The sequence below is a fragment of the Marinobacter psychrophilus genome (assembly GCF_001043175.1).
Lineage (GTDB): Bacteria > Pseudomonadota > Gammaproteobacteria > Pseudomonadales > Oleiphilaceae > Marinobacter > Marinobacter psychrophilus.
The window spans coordinates 120289-144108 of the sequence record NZ_CP011494.1 but is presented as its reverse complement, the minus strand read 5'-3'; the positions used below and the strand labels follow the sequence as shown (position 1 = coordinate 144108).

19 protein-coding genes are annotated in these 23820 nt (G+C 55.8%); 3 read left to right on the top strand and 16 right to left on the bottom strand.

Translation table 11 applies throughout. The annotated features are described in order from the left end of the window. Window positions 1–134: 134 nt before the first annotated feature. From ABA45_RS00595 to ABA45_RS00555, 9 genes are all read right to left on the bottom strand, one after another. On the bottom strand, window positions 135–797 hold the full coding sequence (locus tag ABA45_RS00595) for an ATP-binding cassette domain-containing protein (RefSeq protein ID WP_048383609.1): 663 nt from the start codon (window positions 795–797) through the stop codon (window positions 135–137). Next, window positions 764–2440: an ABC transporter permease gene (locus tag ABA45_RS00590; RefSeq protein ID WP_048383607.1), complete on the bottom strand. Its 1677-nt coding sequence runs from the start codon at window positions 2438–2440 to the stop codon at window positions 764–766. The genes ABA45_RS00595 and ABA45_RS00590 overlap by 34 nt, the downstream gene beginning before the upstream one ends. 29 nt (window positions 2441–2469) lie before the next feature. Next, window positions 2470–3672: an ABC transporter substrate-binding protein gene (locus ABA45_RS00585; protein WP_048383605.1), complete on the bottom strand. Its 1203-nt coding sequence runs from the start codon at window positions 3670–3672 to the stop codon at window positions 2470–2472. A gap of 52 nt (window positions 3673–3724) precedes the next feature. After that, complete coding sequence (locus ABA45_RS00580; protein ID WP_048383603.1) at window positions 3725–4804, bottom strand: phosphotransferase; 1080 nt, start codon at window positions 4802–4804, stop codon at window positions 3725–3727. Between the two features lie 260 nt (window positions 4805–5064). Continuing rightward, window positions 5065–5757, bottom strand: a complete 693-nt coding sequence (locus tag ABA45_RS00575) for a TVP38/TMEM64 family protein (protein WP_048383601.1) — start codon at window positions 5755–5757, stop codon at window positions 5065–5067. A gap of 281 nt (window positions 5758–6038) precedes the next feature. Next, the gene (locus ABA45_RS00570; protein WP_007349268.1) at window positions 6039–6233 is read right to left on the bottom strand and encodes a hypothetical protein; all 195 of its coding nucleotides are present in this window, start codon (window positions 6231–6233) and stop codon (window positions 6039–6041) included. A 16-nt stretch (window positions 6234–6249) separates the two neighbouring features. Beyond that, window positions 6250–7461, bottom strand: a complete 1212-nt coding sequence (locus ABA45_RS00565) for a YeeE/YedE family protein (RefSeq protein WP_048383598.1) — start codon at window positions 7459–7461, stop codon at window positions 6250–6252. A gap of 36 nt (window positions 7462–7497) precedes the next feature. Continuing rightward, window positions 7498–8454: a sulfurtransferase gene (locus ABA45_RS00560; RefSeq protein ID WP_048383595.1), complete on the bottom strand. Its 957-nt coding sequence runs from the start codon at window positions 8452–8454 to the stop codon at window positions 7498–7500. A 103-nt stretch (window positions 8455–8557) separates the two neighbouring features. Then, on the bottom strand, window positions 8558–9193 hold the full coding sequence (locus tag ABA45_RS00555; RefSeq protein ID WP_048383592.1) for a YbhB/YbcL family Raf kinase inhibitor-like protein: 636 nt from the start codon (window positions 9191–9193) through the stop codon (window positions 8558–8560). A gap of 162 nt (window positions 9194–9355) precedes the next feature. Here ABA45_RS00555 and ABA45_RS00550 point away from each other — a divergent pair, with 162 nt between their 5' ends. Together ABA45_RS00550 and ABA45_RS00545 are read left to right on the top strand one after the other, a co-directional pair. Continuing rightward, complete coding sequence (locus ABA45_RS00550) at window positions 9356–10099, top strand: spermidine synthase (RefSeq protein WP_048383591.1); 744 nt, start codon at window positions 9356–9358, stop codon at window positions 10097–10099. Window positions 10100–10309: 210 nt separating this feature from the next. Then, window positions 10310–11647, top strand: a complete 1338-nt coding sequence (locus ABA45_RS00545) for an NAD(P)/FAD-dependent oxidoreductase (RefSeq protein WP_048383589.1) — start codon at window positions 10310–10312, stop codon at window positions 11645–11647. Window positions 11648–11686: 39 nt separating this feature from the next. Here the strand turns inward: ABA45_RS00545 and ABA45_RS00540 are convergent, their stop codons facing one another. From ABA45_RS00540 to ABA45_RS00510, 6 genes are all read right to left on the bottom strand, one after another. After that, window positions 11687–14074 carry a sensor domain-containing phosphodiesterase gene (locus ABA45_RS00540; RefSeq protein ID WP_084708237.1) on the bottom strand — a complete coding sequence of 796 codons (2388 nt, stop codon included), beginning with the start codon at window positions 14072–14074 and terminating at the stop codon, window positions 11687–11689. Between the two features lie 469 nt (window positions 14075–14543). Continuing rightward, the gene (locus ABA45_RS00530; protein WP_048383583.1) at window positions 14544–14771 is read right to left on the bottom strand and encodes a formate dehydrogenase subunit delta; all 228 of its coding nucleotides are present in this window, start codon (window positions 14769–14771) and stop codon (window positions 14544–14546) included. Continuing rightward, window positions 14768–15646, bottom strand: a complete 879-nt coding sequence (gene fdhD / locus ABA45_RS00525) for a formate dehydrogenase accessory sulfurtransferase FdhD (RefSeq protein WP_048383581.1) — start codon at window positions 15644–15646, stop codon at window positions 14768–14770. Before fdhD ends, ABA45_RS00530 begins: the two co-directional genes overlap by 4 nt. Next, window positions 15621–18542 carry a formate dehydrogenase subunit alpha gene (gene fdhF / locus ABA45_RS00520; RefSeq protein ID WP_048383579.1) on the bottom strand — a complete coding sequence of 974 codons (2922 nt, stop codon included), beginning with the start codon at window positions 18540–18542 and terminating at the stop codon, window positions 15621–15623. The genes fdhD and fdhF overlap by 26 nt, the downstream gene beginning before the upstream one ends. Before the next feature lies 1 nt (window position 18543). Next, on the bottom strand, window positions 18544–20103 hold the full coding sequence (locus tag ABA45_RS00515) for a formate dehydrogenase beta subunit (protein ID WP_048383577.1): 1560 nt from the start codon (window positions 20101–20103) through the stop codon (window positions 18544–18546). 17 nt (window positions 20104–20120) lie between these two features. After that, complete coding sequence (locus ABA45_RS00510; RefSeq protein WP_227506089.1) at window positions 20121–20651, bottom strand: formate dehydrogenase subunit gamma; 531 nt, start codon at window positions 20649–20651, stop codon at window positions 20121–20123. Between the two features lie 101 nt (window positions 20652–20752). On the opposite strand from ABA45_RS00510, the gene ABA45_RS00505 reads away from it, so the two are divergent. Further along, the gene (locus tag ABA45_RS00505; RefSeq protein WP_048383575.1) at window positions 20753–21829 is read left to right on the top strand and encodes a substrate-binding domain-containing protein; all 1077 of its coding nucleotides are present in this window, start codon (window positions 20753–20755) and stop codon (window positions 21827–21829) included. 24 nt (window positions 21830–21853) lie between these two features. Here the strand turns inward: ABA45_RS00505 and ABA45_RS00500 are convergent, their stop codons facing one another. Next, entirely contained in the window at window positions 21854–23518 is a 1665-nt protein-coding gene (locus tag ABA45_RS00500) for an L-lactate MFS transporter (protein WP_048383573.1), read from the bottom strand. Between the last annotated feature and the right edge of the window lie 302 nt (window positions 23519–23820).

The following is a 23820-nucleotide window of genomic DNA, read 5'->3' as shown; positions in this document are numbered from 1 at the left end:
GTTCATTGATCGCTCCTTTTTTTCGACCATCTTGGACATCGTCTCATTGCAAATTACAGGTAACGGCTTGACCCGGCCACTAGCCGTTGCAGGCTTCGTTGCATTGTCCTTGCTGCATGGCAAAGCTCAACAAGTCAGTCGATCGTGACAATAAGGCCGCCAGCCGCGTCGGCGTCTTCCTGATCGTGTGTTACCAGCACTGCAGGCACATTCTGTTGCCGGAGGTGCTCAAAAACGACAGCGCGCAATTCCCGCCGCAAGGGCGCATCCAGCTTAGAAAACGGCTCATCTAACAGGATTGCCCGGGGTCGGGAAAGGATCAGCCGAACCAGCGCGACTCGCGCCCGCTGCCCACCTGAAAGCGTCTCAGGGTCGCGGTGTCCGAACCCCGCCAAGCCAACACTGGCAAGCGCGTTTTCTACCCGCTCGGCTACGCCGTCCTTTCCTACCCGGGCGCCAAATCTTACGTTTCCGGCAACGGACAAATGCGGAAACAGCAACGGGTCCTGGAACAGCAGGCCAACCCCGGTCTTTTCTGCCGGTCGGCCGGTAATATCCTCACCATCCAGAATGGCCCGGCCGGTCGCGTGAAAGCTTGGCGACATGAAGCCGGCAATCCAGGCCAGCAGCGTGGACTTGCCAGAGCCGGAGGGGCCCATAACGGTCAGCACTCCGCCGGGGCTGATGGTTTCGTTCAGATGAAGCAGACGGTGCCCATGTAGCTCCAGGGCAACGTCTTGCAGTTGTAAGCAGCCAGCCTCAGCTAAAGGGCCTGCATGCCCCGACGTTCTTTCCATAATAACCTCGGAATCAGAAGTGCCAGCAGAAAGCCGATGAAAGGTGTGATGGCCTGCACCATGGCCCAAACCCCAATAAGGCGGCGATCCCCGCCCGATGACAGTGCCACTGCCTCCGTCGTCACCGTGACGATGCGCCCACCCCCCAGCATTTGGGTAGGCAGGTAAAGGCTGACGCTGATTGCCACGCCCAGAGCCATCGCGGTCAGCACAGGCCTCAGCATCATCGGCAATCGAATGCGCCAGAAAGCCTGATTGACCGAGATTCCCAATGATCGACCCAGAATGAGCCACCGGAAATCGAAGCGACGGTAGGGTTCCACCAGCGTCAGATACACATAAGGCAACACGAAAAGCAGGTGTGCCCAGACCACCACCCAGAGCGCCGGAGCCTGCCCCGCTATTTGGCTTAGCACGGTAATGCCGGACAGAAAGCCCACCTGCGGCACCAGCAAGGGTAGATAGAGCAGCCAGAGTGCGCGGGGAGCCGGTCGGTTCCGGCGCTGCTCATGCTCCAGCGCAGCGAGCACCATGGCCACAGCCAGCGCGGATGCCGCCGTCGCGATGACCATGGTCGTCCAGAACGGCCGGGCCAAATCCGGCAGTGCCTGCAGCCAGTGGCTCGGGGTAATGGACCCTGGCCAGGCGTCGGGAAAACGCCAGAAGCCGGCGACGGAGTTGAGCGCGAGGGCGAACAGTCCCAGCATCGGCAGCAGCGTTGCAATCAACATGAGTCCGCGCCCGGCCAGCCATAACGTGCCGTCAAATCGTTGCCGGTTGCCGCCGGCTATCCAAGCATTGAAGCCCGTGCCAATCAGTTTCTCCAACCCCCACCAAACTGACAACGTCGATACGGTCACCAGAAGCTGAAGCAGCGCTCCAGCCGAGGCCAGAAAACGGCGGGAAAGGTCCGGATCATTGAACCATTGCACCACCTGAACACTCAGGGTGGAAGGTAGATTGGGCCCCAGAATCATCGCCACATCCACCGTGGACGTGGCAAACGCCAGCACCGCATACACTGGCAGTCGGATCAGCGGATAAAGTGCCGGAGCCACCGTTTTAAACCAGGCAACCCGAGGCAGGTAACCAAGAGAACGTGCCAGCATGACTCGCTGACCTGCATTGAGCTGGGGCAAACCCGCCAGACTGACCAGCAGCAGGAAAGGAATTTCCTTGAACACCAGGCCGCTGATCAGCGACATGCCGAAAGGATCATTCAGCAACAGCCAATCCGGTGGTCGCTCAAACCCGGTCAATGACGGGGAAAGCCACCGCAGCAGCAAGCCGGAAGGCGCGACCAGAAAAGCAAACCCAAACGCCGCGGCGGCATGGGGGATCGACAACAGGGGAGAAACCAGCCGCTGGATCCAGCGATCAAACCGGGTATTGGCAATGGTCGACAGAAACAGAAAGACGATGATCAGCGCCAGGCCGGTCGCCAACAGGCCACTACCAAAACTCACGGCAACCGACCGCAGAATGCCGGGCGTTGCCGCCAGCTCAAGCCACGGACGAAACGACCAGTCATCGCCCCCAAGTACAGGCAGGTAGCCAAAAGCCGGTGGCACAGTAAACAAGGTGCCTCCTACCACCGGCAAGACCAGACTGAGAACAATAATCCAGGGTGCAAGGCGCAGCATTGGCAAGCTCAGATCATCATCAAATGGGGTCAGTTGCCGCTGTATCGCTCAATCCAGGCGGTTTCCAGGGCCTCAACCCAGCTGGCATGAGGTTCCTCCACGACCTGCTGGAGCTCTGCCGGTGTCACTCCGCCCTTAGGCGACGGCAATGCTTCGAACAGGGCTTTCTGTTCGGCGTCCAGTTGATCCATAGACAATACAGTCAGTAAGCCCCAGTTGTCCGGATGCTGCGCGTAAGCCTGAGCTTCTGGAGACAGCAGGAAATTCGCTACCACCATGGCGGCTGACTTATGCTGGGCGTTGAAGGGTATGGCCAGAAAGCTGACATTGCCGATGGTGCCCCCGTCCAGCACATAGCTCTCCACCGTTGGCGGCAGCTCGTTATTGGCGATGGCGGCTGGCACCTCGGCGGGCCAGAAGGAGAAAGCCAGGCTGAGCTCGCCATCCCCCATCAGACGACGCAGGGCCGGACCATTGTCGGGAAAATTACGGCCGGACCGCCAAAGGTGTGGGTGAAGTTGATCCAGAAAATTCCAGAGTGGCGCTGTGACCGCCTCGAAATCTGCCTCGGCAACCGGTCCATACAGCGCGTCTCCATCGCCTGTCAGTTCAATTAAAGCCTGTTTCAGGAACGTGGTGCCCAGATACTGAGGCGGCTTGGGATAGGAAAACTCACCGGGATTTTCCTGCGCCCATTCAAGCAGCTCAGGCATCGAGCCCGGAGGGTTGTCCGTCAGCGATTTGTCGTAATAGAACACCACCTGCGCCTTGCCCCAGGGCGCCTCCATGCCCCCCACCGGCACGGTAAAGTCGGTCGTTACTGCGGGGTTTTTTTCGGGGTCTGTCAGGCTGAAGTTCGGCAGTTGCCCGACCCAGGGGCCAAACAGCAGGCCTGCTTCCTTAAGCGTTGCGAAGTTCTCGCCGTTTATCCAAATCAGGTCAACAGCGCCTTCGGAGGTGTTACCCCCCTGCTTTTCCGCAACGACCCGTGAAACGGCCTCGGCGGTATCACCCAGTTTCACGTGGACAAGGTCGATACCGTAACGTTCCTCGACCTGCCCCGCGGCCCAGCGGATGGTGTTATTGGTGTTCGATTCTCCGCCCCAGGCGTTGAAATAGACCGTTTGTCCGCGCGCCTGCTCAACGATGGCCGGCCATTCATCGGATACTGCAGCATGGCTTCCCAGCGGCAGCGCCAGGCTCACGGATAACGCCAGTAAAGTAGACTTCATCAGGACCTCTGTTTGTCGTTGTTAGTTGGTTAAAAACCGTGCAGGCCACCGCCTAAGCCAGCAGCCGTTCCAGCTCATCGAATTCAGATACAATGGCGTCAATGACCGCTGGTTCCAGGTAATGTTTCGCCCGATTCCGCACATGGGCATTGAGTGCATTTTCATTATTGGATTCGGACCAGTTTTGGCCGGCATCCGGCCCGGGTGCGTTACTGGACAGTGCCAGCCACTTTGCGCACCAGGTCGTTGACCACAACCACATAAGTCGGCGAAGCGGCACATGCCAGGGGCGGTGATCGGCGCCCCTGGCACCAAAAGCCTGCTCCCACGACTGATACGCATAGGCGATGTCGTCGACCGCCAGAACGGCGTAAGAATTCATGTCCCAGGTGGTCGAGGTGTACAGGGTACTATGGGCCAGGTCGAAGCCCGGGTAGCTGATACGACACTTTTCAAGATCCACCATCCAGGCGTCGCCTTGTTTGTCGACCAGAAAGTTGCCGGGGTGGGCGTCAAAGGTGATCAGGCTTTCTGGCGGTCGCTCATCCAGGCCGGCCAGTCTGGTGGCGAGCACAAGCTGCCCCTGCACCCGTGCCTGAACGTCGGCGGACAACCCTGCGCGCGCCAGGAATTCCGCCTGGCTGCGAATTTCCTGAATCATGCTGACCAATGGATCTTCAGGAAGGCTCAGGCGCTGGTGGCTCGCTTGCGGCACATCAACACAATGTATTCTCGCCAATGACAAGCTCAGAGACGCCACATGCTCAGGCAACGCCAATGGCACACCGTCCACATAATCCAGCACCAGAGCACCCCGGGGCAGCGCCGGGCTGACCGGTAACACCTGATGCAGTGCTGGCGTTACCAAAGAGGGCGCCGCCGCCTGAAAACAGATTGCTTCGTGGGCCAGATGCGGTTCCGGATCCAGGCCCACCTGGCTTTGTTTGGGAATACGCAGTAACTGGCCGCTATCGCCAAGAAGCACATGGGCGTGGGCTAACCCGGTGTCCTGAAGGAAGCGCAGGGATTGTCCGCGCCAGACGGTGTCCGCAAGGCGTTTTTCAAGGCCCGCTTCCGATACGCCGAGGGCGTGAAACAGTCCGTTTTGCCCCTGGTTCAGATTCCGGGTCATGATACTGCCACCACGCCATGTTGGCTCGAACGCCGCTGGGGGTGGAAGCGGGTTTCGTAGCCGTGTTTGCAACGTCGATGACAATGCCAACAAAGGGCATAGTAGATGGGTTCCACGGTCGTTGATCCTTGCTCGGTCAGAAAATTCAACAATTTGAGTCTTCAGGACACATGACTTTAATAAAAATTACAGAAACCCCGAAAAATAATGGCCACAGATAAACACAACGGCGCTCTGTTACACACGCGATGCTCAAAGCCTCAGGCCTGAGTATCGAGACGCAAAAAACGAGACAGCCGGGAGTAGGGGCGCCGGCTGAGATACAGCGGCAGTGTGCTCATGACGACCAGAATGACCACAGCAGCGACCACGGTCAGCAAAGGGCTCAGCTCAAAGCTGTGACCAAGTCCGGCAAAAACGAAGGTCATGGGCAGCATGCCAAGCGTGGTCGCGAGCGCATAACGCCAAAACGAAATTGCAGTCACACCGGCGGCATAACTGATCAGCGCGAACGAAAACAGCGGAATCAGGCGCGTCAGTGTCACCGCCATGAACAGAAAACGCTGGGAACCGGTGGCTGAAAATATCGGGTTATCGCCCAGTTTGCGCCGAACCGCCTCACGCCCCAGTACCCGCGCCAGATAAAAAGCAATAATAGACCCGGCGAGGGCACCCAACGCTGCAATCGCGGTTCCGCTGAACACTCCGTAAACGAGCCCTGAAGCAGCACTGATAGGCAGTGTCGGAATCGGCCCAACAACCACCGCGAGGATCATCAACAGCATCAGCAACACTGGTCCTGACATACCCTGCTGGTCAAGCCACTCAGCCAACGCTTCTGGCGCCAGACTAACAGGCATGCCCAGTTGACGGAGAAGCAGCCAAATAGCCCCCATCACGAGTGCAACTATGATCAGAAAAGTGAGCCGGAAAGCCCATTGTGAACGGTTCATTAGAGTATTCTACCGGCCACGTTGAAGGCGAGAAGCGTTTTCAGGAATTTTCAACTGAGTTTTAACGATACTTGTTACTGAGCGATCATTCAATCTGCCCGCTATGCCGAGGCTGGCGGTGTGGAGTTGGCCAAGCATGTGGCTGGCTACGATTCCATTCTGGCCGGACTTAAAAGCCACCCAAGCAGAGCGAAACCTCTCTGCTTAGGATCTGAAGACGTTAAAGACGATATGGCTTATATTGTTGACGCTTACTGACCCGCCACGAGAGCAGACTGACGTCAGTCGCGGGTAGACGGGCAGGGCGCGCCACAGGGCGCACAGGCTGAGTCGTCTTTCTGCGACAGCGCGGTTTGCACATTGCCCTGGCCTGAGTTGAACGCAAACGTCGGGCTATTCAGGTGGTCGATGACAATCAGTATCAAAATGGCACCCAACAACGCCAGAACACGACCTTTACGGTAAGCTGGATTCATAACTGTGCTCCCGTTGTCAGTTCGGCAGGCGGAACCAGGGCCGCAGGCGAATACCAATGTAAGACCCACCAAACGCGCAAGCGAACCATATCCAAGCGTGCAGGCTGGCCGAACCAATACCTGAGAAAAGCGCACCTATATTGCAGCCAAAACCTAAGCGAGCGCCGTAGCCCAGCAACAGGCCACCCACCACCGCCGCCAGAAACGGGCGACCTTGGAGCTTGTTGCGACTGGATTCGTTGAAACGATTAGCCAACCCTGCGGCCAGCATGGCGCCTAACAGCAAGCCAAAATTCATCACCGATGGAATGTTGGTGAGCAGCGAATCTTTCAAAGCCATGGCCGGGTATTCCCATTGCCAGAACTCAAACTGACCCATGTCGACGCCGATGGCTTGCAGTGCTTTAGCGCCCCATACATTGAACGCAAAGGTGATGCTCCAGGGCGCCCCACCGATGGCCAGGGTAAGAATATTGCCAGCGGCCAGAATCAAAATGGCCCAAGTGAACGGCCAACGGCCGGTTACCAGTGTGCGCCAAAAACCCTGACCTTTCTGTTTCCACAACAGCTCATCGCTGGCCACTTGGCCGTGGGCTTTGCGCTCAATGCGACTGACCCAGCGAGCAATCAATAGCAAGCCGGCCAACTGCAACACGATGGCGCCGGTAACGCCAAAACTCGCGACCAGCGGCACCGGGTCAAACCCGGGCTGATCCAGCCACCAAGGCAAGTTAATAGAACCCAGCACCGTACCGATAATGAAGAACACCAGGGTGATGATCATCCGCAGATTGCCCGCGCCTACAGTGAACAAGGTGCCGGAGCCACAGCCACCACCCAGCTGCATGCCCAAACCAAACATGAAAGAACCCACCACCAGTGAAGTACCCACTGGCGCTACTGCACCAATCAAACCGGGTTGACCGCTGTAAAGCAGCGGCACCATCACAATGGAAGTTACCCCAAACAGCATCAGCTGAGCTCGCATGCCGGCGCCGCGCTTGTGCACAACAAAGTTGCGCCATCCGGCGGTAAAACCAAACGCACCGTGGTACAGCGCAATACCCAGCACCGTACCAATCGCAAATAACACCACCATGAACGGTGCGGTTTCAAGCCAGATGAGTCCACCCAGAAGGGCAAAACCGACCAGTGCTGTTACTACAACAAAACGATCGACCTGCCAGGTCGATTGAATCGCTGAAGCGGGGGCAGCAACTTCACTCATGCCATTCTCTCTTGCTGTCTAAAGCATCACGCGGAATCAATTAAATACGTCGAGCAGTTTCGCTAAACCTTTCTTCTCCACCTGCATCGGCCTATCGCTGTCTTGAGACCACTCTGCCATGGAGCCGTCATACAGCGCCACTTCGTCAAATCCGGCCAGTTCACTCAGCACAAACCAGTCGGTAGCGGCCCAGTGGGCGGTGTTGCAGAAGGCAATGGCGCGCTTGTCGCGATCCAGACTGGTGCTTTGCAGCTGGCCAGCAATGATGTCGGAGTTCAGGTACCAGGCTTTACCCTGCTGGCTGAGAAAGTTCTGATGGGGAAGATTCATCGCACCAGGAATGGTGCCCGCAGCTTTGGCCGCCGATGATTTTTCCTTGCCGGTAAAATAGTCCGCCGGGCGAGCATCTACCAGCTGGCCTTGATTCTGACGGGCGTCGTCCACTTCCTCAAGCGTGGCCAGCAGCTTTGGTTGTAGCTCGCCTTTGAAAGCGCCGAAAGGACGCTGGGCGCCTTCACCACTGGCCACTTCAAATCCAGCCTCGTTCCAGCCAGCGAAGCCGCCGTTCAAAATGGTCACCGCATCGTGGCCCAGTACCTTGAACGTCCAGTACACCCGGGCAGCGCTGCCAAAGTCGGTGGGGCCGGTTCCGGCTGGCACCAATACAACCGTATCGCCATTATTGATGCCCAAGCCGCTGATCAGGCGCTCCAGACTGGACACCGGTGGCATAACACCGGTTACGCCATCACGGCTTTCACGCCAGCCATCGTCGGTGTAGCTGCTATAAACCGAGCCAGGAATATGAGCTTTGCGAAAAGTGCTGCGGTCGCCGCCGTTATCAATCCCGGAACGGATATCGACGATAACCAGTTCAGACTGCTGGCGCTGCTGTTGCAGCCAGTCGGCATCAACCAACGGAGGTAAATCGCGGTCAGCGGCTGTTGCCAGCGAGCTGAACAGAATAAGGAAGGAAACAAGAAAACGGGCCATAATACCACTCCACACAAGAATTCTAACAGAGTGGCATTATGGCTTATTCAAAAAAGAATTAACACACGTTTATTTATTCCTTTTTAGAATAAGATCATAGTACTTACCTTTGGCATTCGGGCAAATCCGGATTCAGAGTATAGGTACCAATCACTCGCGCGCTGGCCAATACGTGCCCTTTCATGGCATTACGCACGCTAGCGCCGTCGAATTCTCCGCTAAGCCCCAGAGTTTCTATATCTAGTGCATGTACCTCGTAGTGGTAATGGTGCAGCAACTCGTCATTCCAGGGCGGGCACGGCCCATCGTAGCCAAAGTAGGTGCCGGCCATATCCGGATTGCCTGCCAGAAACTGGGTGAAGCTGTTCAAACCGCGCACACCCACCGGGCCGCCGCCGGACCCCTTGCCCTTTGGAATAACGCCGTCGCTGTCTTCGCCTTCCGGCAGGCAGCGCATGCGGGCAGGAATATCGACCAGCAGCCAATGGAAGAAGTCGACCCGCGGAATGTCTTTGGAGACGGTTTTACCTTCCTGATTGGCATCGTCTGCGATGCTGGGCACGTCTGGATCAAACATCACAATGGCGAAGCTGCGCGTGCCTTCCGGCACTTGATCCCAGATCATTTCCGGGCTGCGATTAGCGCCAAAACTCATGTGATCGTCTTCATTGAATACGCCAAAGGCAAACTTCTCTGGTGCCGGGTTACCGTCTTCAATTCCTGACACTGTCAGTTTCACGTCAAATCCTCCTTAGCCCTGACCACTTTTGGTCAGCAATTGATCGTCAACGTTTTTCACCACCATTGTGGCAGAATTCCAGCGAATCTGTGATACAAAGGCCAACCATATCGCCTATGCCTTTTTTATCAACCACTACTGCATGGAATTGTTGTCATCCTTATGTTTAATGAAGGAGAAATTATCCACCACGTTCGCGACGCCCTAGGCAGCGTGCTGGTTATCGACGAACGCAAACACCGTGTTTTGACGTTCAACTCTATTTTTGAACAAAGCAAAATAGACCGCCGCACACCCCATCTGCCCGTGCACGAATACAATCGCGCCATGATGCTGCCCGCCGCCTTCCATATGCCGGCCCGGGTAACTGTTCTGGGCCTGGGTGGAGGCGCGTTGGCGAGTGCGTTCCACCATCTCAACCCCGAATGCACCGTACACGTGGTGGAACTGCGACAGATTGTGGTGGATGTGGCCCGGGAATTCTTCAGCCTGCCGCAAACCGACCGCATGCAGGTTACCGTCGCCGACGCCCGCGTTGCGCTGGAACAACTACCTGACGCCAGCAGCGATATGATCCTGGCTGACCTGTACAACGCCGATCGAATGAGCCCGGCCCAGTCACAACGGGTTTTTATGGACAGCTGCGCCCGCGTATTAACAGATGACGGCTGGCTGGCACTGAACTACCACCGCCCACCCGTTCCCAACGACGCCTGGTTCCGCCAGCTGAGGAAACACTTTCCGGTATTGCTAGTGTTCCGCAGCAAAACCAACAACACCGTGCTTTACGCCAGTAGACAGCCACTTGACGCCATAAATGCTAAAGATCCGAAGCTGAACACTCTGGAGCGCACGCTGCCGATCGGATGGCGAAAACTGATGGCCAAAGTGAGTCGCCTGGAATAAAAGTGGGTCGCTTAAAAAATTCACACGGTGTTTCTGGTATCTTTACAAGTACAAAAATTTAGCAACTTTGCTTACACGGTGTTAATTGTTTGCTGGCGCATGGCGCGTTAACATCGCTCGTTGGTTGTGGGTCTCAGTCACGACAACAAAGCGCTTTTATACGCCAGCAGTCAGAGCGCTTTGTTCTCTTTTCTGTGAAGGCCCAATGCGATGGTTGCTCCGAGAAATAAATCCCATAATAGTAGCCCCCACCACATAGTCATTGTTGGCGGCGGTGCCGGCGGCCTTGAATTGATCACTAGTCTTGGCAACACACTGGGGAAAAAAGGCAAAGCCCGCATTACCTTGGTGGATGCCGGTCTGACACACGTCTGGAAACCTCTGCTGCACGAAGTTGCCTCTGGCTCCTTAGACGCCAATGCCAACGAAATCAATTACCGCGCCCACGCTCGCAAACATCATTACGAATTTCAGCTCGGCCGCATGAGTGGCCTAAACCGCGCCACCAAAACCCTGGTGGTTGCGCCATTTATGGGTGAAGACGGCGTAGAAGTGGTGCCCGAAAGGGAAATTGCTTACGACACGCTGGTGATTTCTGTAGGCAGTACCGCGAACGATTTTGGCACCCCCGGGGCTCAGGAAAACTGTCTGTTTCTGGACAGTCTGTTACAGGCCCGACGCTTTCATAACCTTATGTTGAACGCCTTTTTACGTAAAAACCACGAAGCTCAGCAAGGCCGCCAACACCGCCTGCACATCAATATAATTGGCGCTGGCGCTACCGGTGTGGAGTTGGCGGCCGAATTGCGCCTGGCCTCGCGCGAACTGCCGGTGTACGGCATGAACCACCTGCGCGCGTCTGACGTGTCTATTTCAGTGATTGAAGCGGCCGACCGTATTTTGCCTGCATTGCCCACACGACTGTCTTCTGCGGCAACTCGCGAGCTGGAACATCAGCACGTAAAGGTGCTGACGGGCCAACCGGTCAGCGAAATAAAAGAAGACACTGTTGTGATGAAGGACGGAGCCGAGCTGCCGTCCGACATGACCATCTGGGCTGCTGGCATCAAGGCACCTGTGTTTCTGAGTAAACTGGAAGGTCTGGAAGTGAACCGTGATAATCAATTGGTGGTGCTGCAAACTCTGCAAACCACCCATGACACAGATATTTTTGCTCTTGGCGATTGCGCCGCCTGCCCTCAACCAGGCTCCGAGCGCCCGGTGCCCCCTCGCGCTCAGGCTGCGCATCAGCAGGCCGACGCGCTGTTCAAAACCCTGTGCAACCGCCTGCAAGGCAAAGCAGCCGTGCCATTTGTGTACAACGACCACGGCTCGCTCATTAACTTTAGCCGCTATACCACCGTAGGTAACCTGATGGGTAATTTGTCAGGTCGTAGCATGTACATTGAAGGCAGGGTAGCGCGACTTTTTTACGTGTCTTTGTACCGCATGCACCAGGTGGCTCTGCACGGTTTCCTGCGTACCGGCGTTATCTGGTTGATGGACAAAATCAGCCGGGCAATGCAGCCGCGTTTGAAGCTGCACTAAGATTTTCAGAGACGGATTGTGGAGCCAAACGGGAACCTATTAGCGCTGCTGATAGGTCTCAGCCCAGGCTAGAGCGGCATCTGCCGGTAGGGGCTTGCTGTAAAAGAAACCCTGAGCCTGCTCACAACCCATGTCAATCAGCTTGTCCTGCATGGCCTGGGTTTCAATGCCCTCTGCCACTACCCGGCGCTTGAAGTTCTTTGACAGGCTGATGATGGATTTTACGATCATCTCATCGTCCGCGTTGGTGAGCATGTCGCTCACAAACGAACGGTCGATCTTTATTTCCTGCGCCGGCAGGCGGCGAAAATGGTCCAGCGAAGAATAACCAGTACCAAAATCATCCAGGGATACTTGCACGCCCAGATTCCGGCATTTCAACAGAATACCCATGATTCTTCCAGAATCGTTCAGCGCCGTGGTTTCCAGCAATTCAATAATCAGGCTCGAGCGTACATCTGGATCGCAACCCTGCAAAGCCGCCTGCAAATCCGCTACAAACCTATCGCTAAGAAGGTGCGTAGGGCTCAGATTGATACTCAGCGAATAAGGCAGCCCCAGCTGTTTCCAATGCTGCAGCTTGGCCACCGCGTCTGCGATGACAAACCGGCCCACCTCTGCGGCGTATTCCGTGTGCTCCACCTGTGGCAAAAAGCTGATTGGCCCGAGTAACCCTTTCTCTGGGTGATTCCAACGGATCAAAGCCTCGAAACCTTCCACCCGATGGTTGGCCAGAACAATTTTGGGTTGCAGATACATTTCAAACTGGCCTTCGTCCAAGGCCTTCGCTGCCTGCTCCAAAATCCGCCCCTGCTCAATGCGGCTCACATGAGTCTCGAAATCAAAAATGCTGTAGCGATTGCGACCGGCGTCTTTTGCCACATACATCGCCTGATCGGCATGTCGCAGTAACAAATCCGGTGTGGACTGATCCCGCGGGTATAGGGTAACGCCCATACTAGCGGCCAGATTGAGCGTGACATCCTGGTGGTGTATCGGCCGCCGAATCGCTTCAAGCATACGCTCGTAAACCGCGTTATTTTCCACATCGCGGATAATGGCGACAAATTCATCGCCGCCCAAACGGGCAATAATGTCGCACTCACGAAGAATATGCTGAAGCCGCGCCGCAACGGTTTTCAAAACCGCATCGCCTACTGAGTGGCCGTAGTCGTCGTTGATCTCTTTAAAACCGTCCAGATCAATAAAGCAGATGGCCAGGGCGCCTTGGCGCTGATCCGCGAGTGTCAGCTCCAGTTCAAACAATTCAGTTAACCGCCTGCGGTTGGGCAAACCCGTCAGCGAATCGAAATTTGCCGCCTGTTCAAGTCCTTTCTGGTGCTCCTGCCGCTCCTGATACATCCGCTTGCGCTCAATCAACTGGCCCACCGTCTGCAGCAGCGGTTCAAGCTCCGCGGCCAATTTGTTGGTGTACCCCACGGGGCGATTGGCAAGGCCCAACAAACCAACGCGGTTATCACCAGAAAATATAGGAACGCCCATGTAACGGGTAATCTGTGGGTGGCCGGGCGGCAATCCGCCGGCTCTGCCATCACTTTCAAACTCGTTACTCAACAGAACTTCGTCTGACAACATCGATGCGCCGATGAGGCTATCCAGCCGTTCGAAAAGCATGCCCCGCGTTTTTCGCTGCTGAAAGCGCTTTGCTGACTCCGAACTCCAAGATATATCGGTTATGGCACCTACGCGCAAATAAGGACTGTTGTCGCTATTGGTCAGGACTTCACCGATAAACCCGAACTGACTGTCGGTCAACACCAGCAGATCACTTAACAGGAGTTCAAACGCGGCGTCCTGATTCTCATCTGTGTGGAAAACGTTCTGAGCCCGCTGAATGGCACGGTTCAGCCGCGACACTGGAACCTGCTTCTGATACTGCGACGCGTGATAAACACGTTCCACTTCATCTTCAACCAGGCTGGCAAGCGCTCTTAATACATCCAACTCGTGTTCCGGAATGTCACGCGGTTTACGATCGATAATGCACAGAGTGCCCATTTTGAAGCCGCTCGGCTCACGAACGGGCATACCGGCATAAAACCGGATGTGTGGTTCACCTGTCACCAGAGGGTTGCTACAAAAGCGTTCATCTTTGGTCGCGTCCGGGACGACGAACACCGAATCCTGTCTGATGGCGTGGTCGCAAAAAGCGACGCAGCGCGGAGTCTCGCTGACATCCAGACCGCGTTTAGATTTGAACCACTGCCGCTTATCATCCAACAGTGAAAATAGGGCAATAGGCGTATTGTAGTAGCGCCGGGCCAAATTAATCAGGCGATCGAAGCGTTCTTCTGACCCTGTATCCATAATCGCCAGTCGCTCAAGTGCGGCGAGGCGGCGTTTTTCCCGATTTACTGGGTCCATAAGCTTCTTCCCATAGCGCCGGGTAGATAATGCTGCGGCCATCTAAGTCGACCGTTATGCAATACTACGACTGAACCCGGTACGCAGTTTTAAGGTGCTCTCGGCGTCAAGCATTCGCTCTAAGCACTTACCCACAGACTGTTTGCCATGCACCATGATACTGACCGAGTTCTCGGCAGGCGCCAACGTGCCATTAACAATACCATGAATTTCACAGTTTGAACTGCGGCTAAGCTGGGCCAGACTGCACACTGCGCAGCTTCCAATGCAAAGCCACGACCAGATTCACCGGCGTGCGCAGCATTAATTGCTATAAATTAGCTTGCTACTTAAATAGCCATAAACCCGCTTCTAGACAAGGGTCTCGGCGGTTTATGCCTGGTCGATCCGCAAGGTTAAGCTCTTGAAAAATAAAATTTTCAGCCACTTTCTTTTATCCCTCATGACACATCCGAGCTGGCGCTGGCAGAAAGGGATAGCAACGTACACAAACTTGTGATGCGGCGAAAATCTAAGATACGGCCTGCAGCTTAGCGATGGTTTTTTGCGCCAACGGTGACAATTCTGCGCCTTCGCTGTTGGCATAAGCGATCACCTGCTGCTTCATGCTGCGAGCCCAGAATTTTTGCAGGTGGCCGGCGGCAACGTCGGTCACTTGGTCGCCGTCACCGTGGTGCAGGTTGTTGGCAATAATCTGGTCGATCATTTTGATCAGGTTGGTTAATTGCTGGTCACTCACGCGGTGTTCTCCTTTGCAGTGTCATCGTTGCGGGCGTAGACAACATGGCGGCCCGGGCGAGCAAAGCCAATAAGGTTCATGCCGCTTTTGCGAGCTTCTCGGATAGCAAGAGCCGTTGGCGCGGATACCGCCACCAACGTGCTGACGCCAACGCTGGCGCTTTTCTGCACCATTTCAAAACTGGCGCGGCTGGAGATCAACGCAAAACCCTGGTCAAAAGCCTGATCGCCACCCTCACGCAGGCGGGCCCCGATCAACTTGTCCAAGGCGTTATGGCGGCCAACATCTTCTCTTGCCTGAACAATCTGCCCGCTGCTATCGCACCAGGCCGCCCCGTGGGTGGCGCCGGTTTGCAGCTGCAATGGCTGGTAATTTTTCAAGCTATGAAGCGCAGCCTGAACCGCGTCGTCTGCGGGCAACGGCTGCGCCGAAACCCGGGCAATAGCCCGCGCCACGTGAGCCAAAGATTCAGTGCCACAAAGCCCGCAACCGGTGCGGCCCACCATGTTACGACGCTGCTCGCGCAAGCGGGCATAACAGTCGCCCGCTATGTGCATGTCTAGTTCAATACCGTCTTGCGTGGGTTTTAGCTCAATGCTGAACAGCTGCTCTGGCTTTTCAAGAATACCCTCACTGATGCTGAAACCCAGAGCAAAGTCTTCCAGGTCACAGGGCGACGCCATCATCACTGCATGCGACACGCCGTTGTACACCATGGCCACTGGCACTTCTTCGGCGACCCAGTCCTGGCCTGGCGCCCTCTCAATGCCACCGCACACGTTCACCATCGCAGCGCTCACCGGCGCAGGGCATTCATCGGTGGGCGCGGCTGTGGCGTCAGGCGATCCGTTATTTGAGGGCGCTTGCATGGGCATCAGACGAATGCTCCTTAGCCGGTTTTGCAAAGTCCTGCTGGCGTTTGTCGAAGTCAACAAAGTTACGCTGCCAGTCAGATGGCTGGGACACTTTTTCTACCTGCACGGCGGTCACCTTGTATTCCGGGCAGTTGGTGGCCCAATCCGAGTTGTCGGTGGTGATTACGTTAGCGCCGCTGCCTGGGTGGTGGAAGGTGGTGAAAACCACGCCCGGTAACATCCGGGTGCTAAGCTTCGCCCGCAGCACGGTGTGGCCTACGCGGCTGCTGATACCCAGCCAGTCGCCTTCTTTTACACCGCGCAATTCGGCGTCACTAGGATGCAATTCCAGCAAGTCTTCCTCGTGCCAGTCGCTATTAGCGGTACGCCGGGTTTGTGCGCCCACGTTGTACTGCGACAATATGCGCCCAGTGGTCAGCAGCAGCGGGAAGCGGCGGCTGGCGCGTTCTTCGGTGGCCAAGTATTCGGTCACTGCAAAGCGGCCCTTACCAATCGGGAAGTCCAGAGTGTGCATGGTGGGCGTGCCGTCTGGGCGCTTATCGTTACACGGCCATTGAATACTACCCAGCCGTTCCAGCTTGTCGTAATTCACACCGGTGAATGACGGCGTCAACAACGCAATTTCATCCATGATTTCAGAAGGATGGGTGTAATGCATCGGGTAACCCAAGGCGTTTGACAGCGCCATGGTGACTTCCCAGTCTTCCATACCGGCAATCGGCTCCATCACTTTGCGCACACGATTGATGCGGCGCTCGGCGTTGGTGAATGTGCCGTTCTTCTCCAGGAAGGTGGAGCCTGGCAGCAACACGTGAGCAAACTTGGCGGTTTCGTTCAGGAAAATATCCTGCACAATCAAGCAGTCCAGTGCTTTTAAAGCGGCTTCCACATGGTGAGTATTGGGGTCTGATTGGGCAATGTCTTCACCCTGAACATACAACGCCTTGAAGGTACCGGCGATGGCGGCGTCAAACATGTTGGGAATGCGCAGCCCGGGCTCGTGGTCAATTTCCACACCCCACACCGCCTTGAAGCGTTCCCGCACTTCCGGGTCACTCACGTGCTGATAGCCCGGCAATTCGTGGGGAAAAGACCCCATGTCGCAGGAACCCTGCACGTTGTTCTGGCCTCGCAGCGGGTTCACACCGCCGCCTTCGCGGCCGATGTTGCCGGTAGCCAGCGCCAGGTTGGCAATGCCCATCACCATAGTAGAACCCTGGCTGTGCTCGGTAACGCCCAGGCCGTAGTAAATCGCGCCATTTTCGGCTTCGGCGTAAATTCGCGCCGCTTCCCGAACCTTGGCGGCCGGCACGCCGGTGATTTCTTCCATGGCTTCCGGGGAGTTGCGTTCCTCGGCAATAAAGGTGCGCCAGGCGTTGTAGGCTTCCGTATCGCAACGGCTATTGATAAATTCTTTGTCTTCCAGACCTTCGGTCACCACCACATGAGCCATGGCGTTGACCATTGCTACGTTGGTGCCGGGGCGCAACGGCAAATGCAGCCCTTCGTCAGCGTGAGGCGTTTTCAAGACATCAATACGGCGAGGGTCAATCACCACCAGCTTGGCGCCCTGGCGCAAGCGCCGGCGCATCAGCGAGCCAAACACCGGGTGGGCGTCAGTCGGGTTAGCACCAATGACCACAATGGCGTTGGCTTTCATCACTGAATCAAAAGTCTGGGTACCGGCGGATTCGCCCAGGGTGGTTTTTAAACCGTAACCGGTAGGGGAATGACACACCCGTGCGCAGGTGTCGGTGTTGTTGTTGCCAAATGCCGTCCGCACCAGTTTTTGTACCAAATAGGTTTCTTCGTTGGTGCAGCGTGAAGAGGTAATACCGCCAATGCTTTCACGACCGAATTCGGCCTGAATGCCTTTGAGTTTTCTGGCGGAGAACGCCAATGCTTCGTCCCAGGACACCACTTGCCACGGATCGTTGATGGATTCACGAATCATCGGTTCTTTGATACGGTCTTTGTGGGTGGCGTAGCCAAAGGCAAAGCGGCCTTTGACACACGAGTGGCCATGGTTGGCGTCGCCGCCTTTGTAAGGAACCATGCGCACCACTTCTTCGCCTTTCATTTCGGCTTTGAACGAGCAACCCACGCCACAGTAGGCGCAGGTGGTGATCACGCTGTGTTCCGGCTGACCGGCGTCGATCACACTCTTTTCCATCAGCGTGGAGGTGGGGCAAGCTTGCACACAAGCGCCACAAGACACGCATTCGGAATCCATAAACGGCTCGTTCTGGCTGGCAGAGACGATAGAATCAAAGCCGCGGCCTTCGATGGTCAGAGCAAACGTGCCCTGTACTTCTTCACAGGCGCGCACGCACCGGGAACACACGATGCACTTACTAGGGTCGAAACTGAAGTACGGGTTAGAATCGTCAATTTCCGCGTCTAAATGATTCTTGCCATCAAAACCGTAACGCACTTCCCGCAGGCCTACCACGCCAGCCACATCCTGCAATTCGCAGTCGCCGTTAGCCGGACAGGTCAGGCAGTCCAACGGATGGTCAGAGATGTACAGCTCCATGATATTGCGGCGCAATTTTGCCAGCTTTCCGGTCTGGGTGGTCACGTCCATGCCTTCAGACACCGGCGTGGTGCAGGAAGTCGGGTAGCCACGGCGACCTTCGATTTCTACCGCGCACAGGCGGCAAGAGCCAAAAGGCTCCAGGTTGTCAGAGGCGCACAGCTTCGGAATATTGATGCCCGCCAGCGCGGCTGCCCGCAGCACAGAAGTGCCTTCAGGAACAGTAATCTCGCGGCCGTCGATAGACACCGACACCAAGGTTTCGGACACCCTTGCAGGGGTACCAAAATCAAAATCGGGGTTGAGGGCGCTCTTGCCGACTTCGTAGTTTTGGGTGCCTGGATCGTAATAGTGCAACATGTTATGCCTCCACTGGGCGCGAGCTGGCCATCAAGTCTTCTGGAAAGTGTTTCATCACGCTTTGCACCGGGAAGGGCGTCATGCCGCCCATGGCACACAGTGAGCCGTCCACCATGGTTTCGCACAGTTCCTGCAGCAATATTAAATTGTTATCGCGGTGTTCACCGGCACGTATGCGGTCAATCACTTCCACACCGCGCACTGAGCCAATTCGGCAAGGCGTACACTTGCCACAGGATTCTGCGGCGCAGAACTCCATCGCAAAACGGGCCTGCTCGCCCATATCCACTGTGTCATCAAACGCCACTACACCACCGTGACCAATGCCCGCGCCCAATTTGGCGAAGGCTTCGTAATCCATCGGCGTATCCCACTGGCTTTCCGGCAAATACGCCATTAACGGGCCGCCTACCTGTACCGCCCTCATGGGCCGGCCGGTGAAGGTACCGCCGCCAAAATCTTCCAGCACTTTGCGTAAACTTGCGCCGAAGGCCAGTTCAATAAGGCCTCCGTGTTTAATGTTGCCCGCCAGTTGAATCGGCAGGGTGCCTAAAGAGCGGCCCATGCCGTAGTCTGCATAGGCTTTGCCGCCATGGGCCATGATGTAGGGCACAGCGGCCAAAGACAGCACATTGTTCACCACTGTAGGCTGTCCAAAAAGGCCCTTTATGGCAGGTAGTGGCGGCTTGGAGCGAACCAGCCCGCGCTTGCCTTCCAGGCTTTCCAGCAGCGAGGTTTCTTCGCCACAAATATACGCGCCGGCGCCCAAGCGAACTTCTAGACGGAAGCTGCGGCCGTTGCCGCAGACATTATCGCCCAAATAACCGAGTACTTCGGCTCTGCGGATAGCTTCGTCCAGCATCTTCTGCGACAGCAGGTATTCCGAACGCACGTATATAAAGCCCAGAGTTGCACCGACCGCCAAGCCGGCAATAGTCATGCCCTCTATCAGCATGTAGGGGTCGCACTCCATCACCAGGCGATCGGCGAAGGTACCGGAATCGCCCTCATCGGCGTTGCACACCACATATTTTTGCTGGTTTTGGGGCTCGTCCAGGACGGTCTGCCATTTTATGCCGGCTGGAAAAGCGGCGCCGCCACGGCCGCGCAGGCCAGACACTTTTACTTCGTCCACAATGCCCTGAGTGGTCAGCGCAGCTGCTTTCTTCAGGCCGGCAAAACCGCCGTGGGCAATATAGTCTTCAATACAAATCGGGTCGGTAATACCAATGCGGGCAAACGTCAGGCGTTGTTGTTGTTGCAAGTACGAGTGTTGGGAAATGTCCCCCAGAAACAGCGGGTGCTCGGGGTTACCATCAAACAAACCGGCGGACACCAGCTCGTCCACCTGCTCCGGTTCCACCGGACCATAAGCCACACGGCCATAAGGGGTTTGTACTTCCACCAGAGGTTCCAGCCAGAACAGACCACGAGAGCCGTTGCGTATCAGGTGAAGTTCAATATTTTTCTGGTCTGCCGCCTGTTGGAGTTTCTGTACTACGCGGTCTGCGCCCAAAGACAAGGCGGTGGTATCGCAGGGCACATAAATTGTTGTTGTCATGGAGTTTGCTCCTGCCTTTATTTTAGCTGAAGAACAGACGTTGTTAAGGCGTCGACCAGCTGGTCGAATTTCTGCGACGTAACGCGGCCAATAATGTCATTGTTCACACGAATAGACGGGCCACAGGCACAGTTGCCCAGGCAATACACAGGCACAAGAGTGAACTCGTTGTCGGCGGTGGTATCGTGATAGCCCACATTCAGACGTTTCTGAACATGGCGCTCAAGAGCGCGCCCGCCGCGAGCCTGGCAGGCCTCGGCACGGCATACCTCCAGCAGATTGCTGCCGGACGGGTGAGTGCGAAAATGGTGATAAAAGCTGATAACACCGTGAATATCGGCGCGGGTCTGCTGCAGCATTTCAGCAATAATGGGTACCGCGTCTTCCGGCACATAACCAACGCGGTCTTGTATAGCGTGCAGAATGGGTAAAAGTGCACCGGGTTTGTGCTGGAGGGCAGCGACTTCCTGACGAACAATCTCAGGACTCCAATCGCCTGCCACAAGCATGGACTTAACCGCCGCCTTTGGGTCGGTTGTCTCTGACATATGCATAATTGTTCCTACCTGTTTTTATTTTGGTACAGTAGTCTATCTCTCAACAGTGCCTAAACTAGCATTCTGCCCCAACCTACGGAATATGAATAAAAGTGCATAACAAAAAACTTAATATTTCACCGGCCTGGATTTTCCGTACAGCCAACGGAGAACTGTTTGAGCCGATTCTATTCCGCCTGCTTGAAGGCATTCGCGACACCGGTAAACTTACCGCAGCCGCTACAAACGCGGGCATTTCCTATCGCCACGCCTGGAACCTGCTTAACCGTGGCGGCCATATTATTGGCTTGCCACTGGTCATCATGCGTAAAGGCCAAGGCTCCCAACTGTCTCCCCTGGGCGAAAAACTGCTGTGGGCAGAGCATCGGGTCGACGCGCGCTTAGGGCCGCAAATAGACAGCATGACTGCCGAACTGAATGACCAGATTCAGCAACTGCTGGCCAACACAAAACCAACGCTGCGCCTGCACGCCAGCCACGGTTATGCAGTGGCGCTGCTGCCCGAAGTGGCAGAAGAGCTGAACATAAACCTGCAATATCGCAATCCTGCAGAAGCGATTTCCGCGCTCAATCGCGGTGAATGCGACATTGCCAGCTTCCACCTGCCGACTTGTCCGCAGTTGGCTCGCCAAGTTTTAAGCCACTACCGGGATTTACTCAGCGACGGCAGCCATAGACTGATTCGTTTTGTGACCAGACGCGAAGGCCTGATGCTCCGCAAAGGCGAACATCCGCAGGTGCGCAGCCTGAAAGACTTCAGTAAATCCGGATTACGCTTTATCAGCCGCGACTTACATTCCGGTACCCGTATCCTGTTCAATCTGCTGCTGGAGCAGCAAGGGTTAGATGCCAACAGCATTAACGGCAGTGGCCAGCAAGAATTCACCCATACCGCCGTGGCGGCGTTTGTGGCCTCCGGCATGGCCGATGTAGGCTTTGGTGTGCTGGCCGCAGCCGACCAGTTCGGCCTGGACTTTTTGGAACTGGCCTGCGAGCACTATCTGCTGATCTATCGGCCAGAGCACCTGTCGCAAGGCACGCTTGACCATCTGATTGAGCTACTTCGTGCACCCGAACTGCTTGAGCGCATCGACAACGTTCCAGGCTATCAGCCCGACCAGCCCGGCCAGATTACCGGCTTTGACGAGCTGATCGCTTCTGACCAATAACCTGGACCCGGCCGGCTCTGCTCGTTAAAACAGCGCCGCCGCTTTGGCCAGAGCAATGTACAGGCCGATCAGGAACGGTATACCCACCGCCATCCAGGCCAGCACACCGGTAATTCCGAAAGCTCCACGGGCGGCGGTTTGGGCGTGAGACGACACACCGTTGTCGCGCTGCAACCTACGTTCGCGTTCCAGCTCTGCGTCGGTCATGTGCAGTGAATGATCTACCGGCTTGATCAAGCTGTTACAGATCAGACCCACCACCAACAAACCCGCCATAATGTACAGCGTGCGGTCGTACACCAGAGCAGGCTCTATTCCCGCCGCCAGCTGCACCTCGCGAATCAACGCAATAACCACCGGCCCAACAAGCCCTGCTGCCGTCCAGGCGGTTAACAGCCGGCCATGAATCGCACCCACCATTTGAGTGCCAAAAATATCAGCCAGATACGCGGGTACCGTGGCGAAACCACCGCCATACATACTCAAGATCACGCAGATGGAAATGACGAACATGCCCGCCATACCCAGGTGTCCCCACGTGGGCAACAGGCAGTACATGGCAATACCGAGAACAAAGAACACGAGATAGGTGTTTTTGCGGCCAAGCTTGTCCGAGAGCGATGCCCAGAACAGCCGACCAACACTATTGAACAGGCTGATCAGGCCAACCAGCCCGGCAGCTGCTGCCACAACGGCTGTTTTCTGCGCGGCAGTGAGCGCCACTGCAGAGTCTTTAATGCCCACAAGCGCGCCGCCAAAAACATCCTGCAGCATGGGGCTGGCCATGGAAATCACCGCGATACCCGCTGTTACGTTCAAAAACAGCACGCTCCAGATCATCCAGAACTGATGTGTTTTCCAAGCTTTGCTCAGATGTACATGGCCGTGAGTGATCATGGCATTGGCTTGTTTACCTTGGGGGGGTTCCCAACCCGTTGGCTTCCAACCATTAGGTGGCACGCGAAAGCCCAGAGCGCCGGCCATCATCACAAAAAAGTAGATGACGCCCATCACCATCAACGTGCTGGCCACACCTTTGCCACCGTCTACAGAAAAATAGCCCATCAACCAAACCGCCAGTGGAGCACCCACCATGGCCCCACCGCCGTAACCCATAATTGCAAAGCCGGTCGCCATGCCGCGGCGGTCGGGAAACCATTTAATCAGCGTAGACACCGGAGTGATGTAACCCAAACCCTGGCCAATACCACCCAGCACACCGCAGCCCAGATACAGCAACCACAGCTGATGGGTCATCACACCTACGCCACCCAGAATCATGCCTCCACCCCAGCATACCGCTGCGATGGCGCCGGCTTTACGCGGGCCGGCGTGTTCCAGCCAGGCACCCCACACCGCGGCCGAAATGCCCAGCATGGCTATAAAAATACCGAAGGTATAAGTCACATGGCTAACGGCCCAATTGCAGGACGTAGTCGTCATTGCCTGAAGTATGCCGATATCGGCGCAAGCCACCGGGTCTGCAGCCGTTACCAAATTGGCCATAGGCAGCCAAAACACCGAAAAGCCATAGGCCATGCCGATGCAAAGATGAATCGCCAGCGCCGCAGTGGGTACCAACCAACGATTGAAATTGGGGCCTGCAACCGTGTTTTCACGGTCAAAAAAACCGGGGTTGAAGCGTGCCTCGTCGCCGTTTTGTAAACGGTCTTGTGCCATGCCATCCATCAATAACCTCTATTTTGTTGTTGTATTGTTATTTATCACAGCTTGGAATTAATCACTCAGCACTGATATAGGCACATAAAAACATATATCGCTGACTGATAAATTAACGGGGTTGAGTATTAATGTGATTCTTAAGATAGTCAAACGGCAAATAGGTATTTAACGTATGAATTCATGTGCATATATATAACTCTCGGCAACCGCACTTTAGCACCCAACAACAACGCCTGCGACATACCCAGCGCAACCCTCATCGACTCTACTTGTTAACCGTGCCAGCTATGGGCAGACTTAAAGCAGGC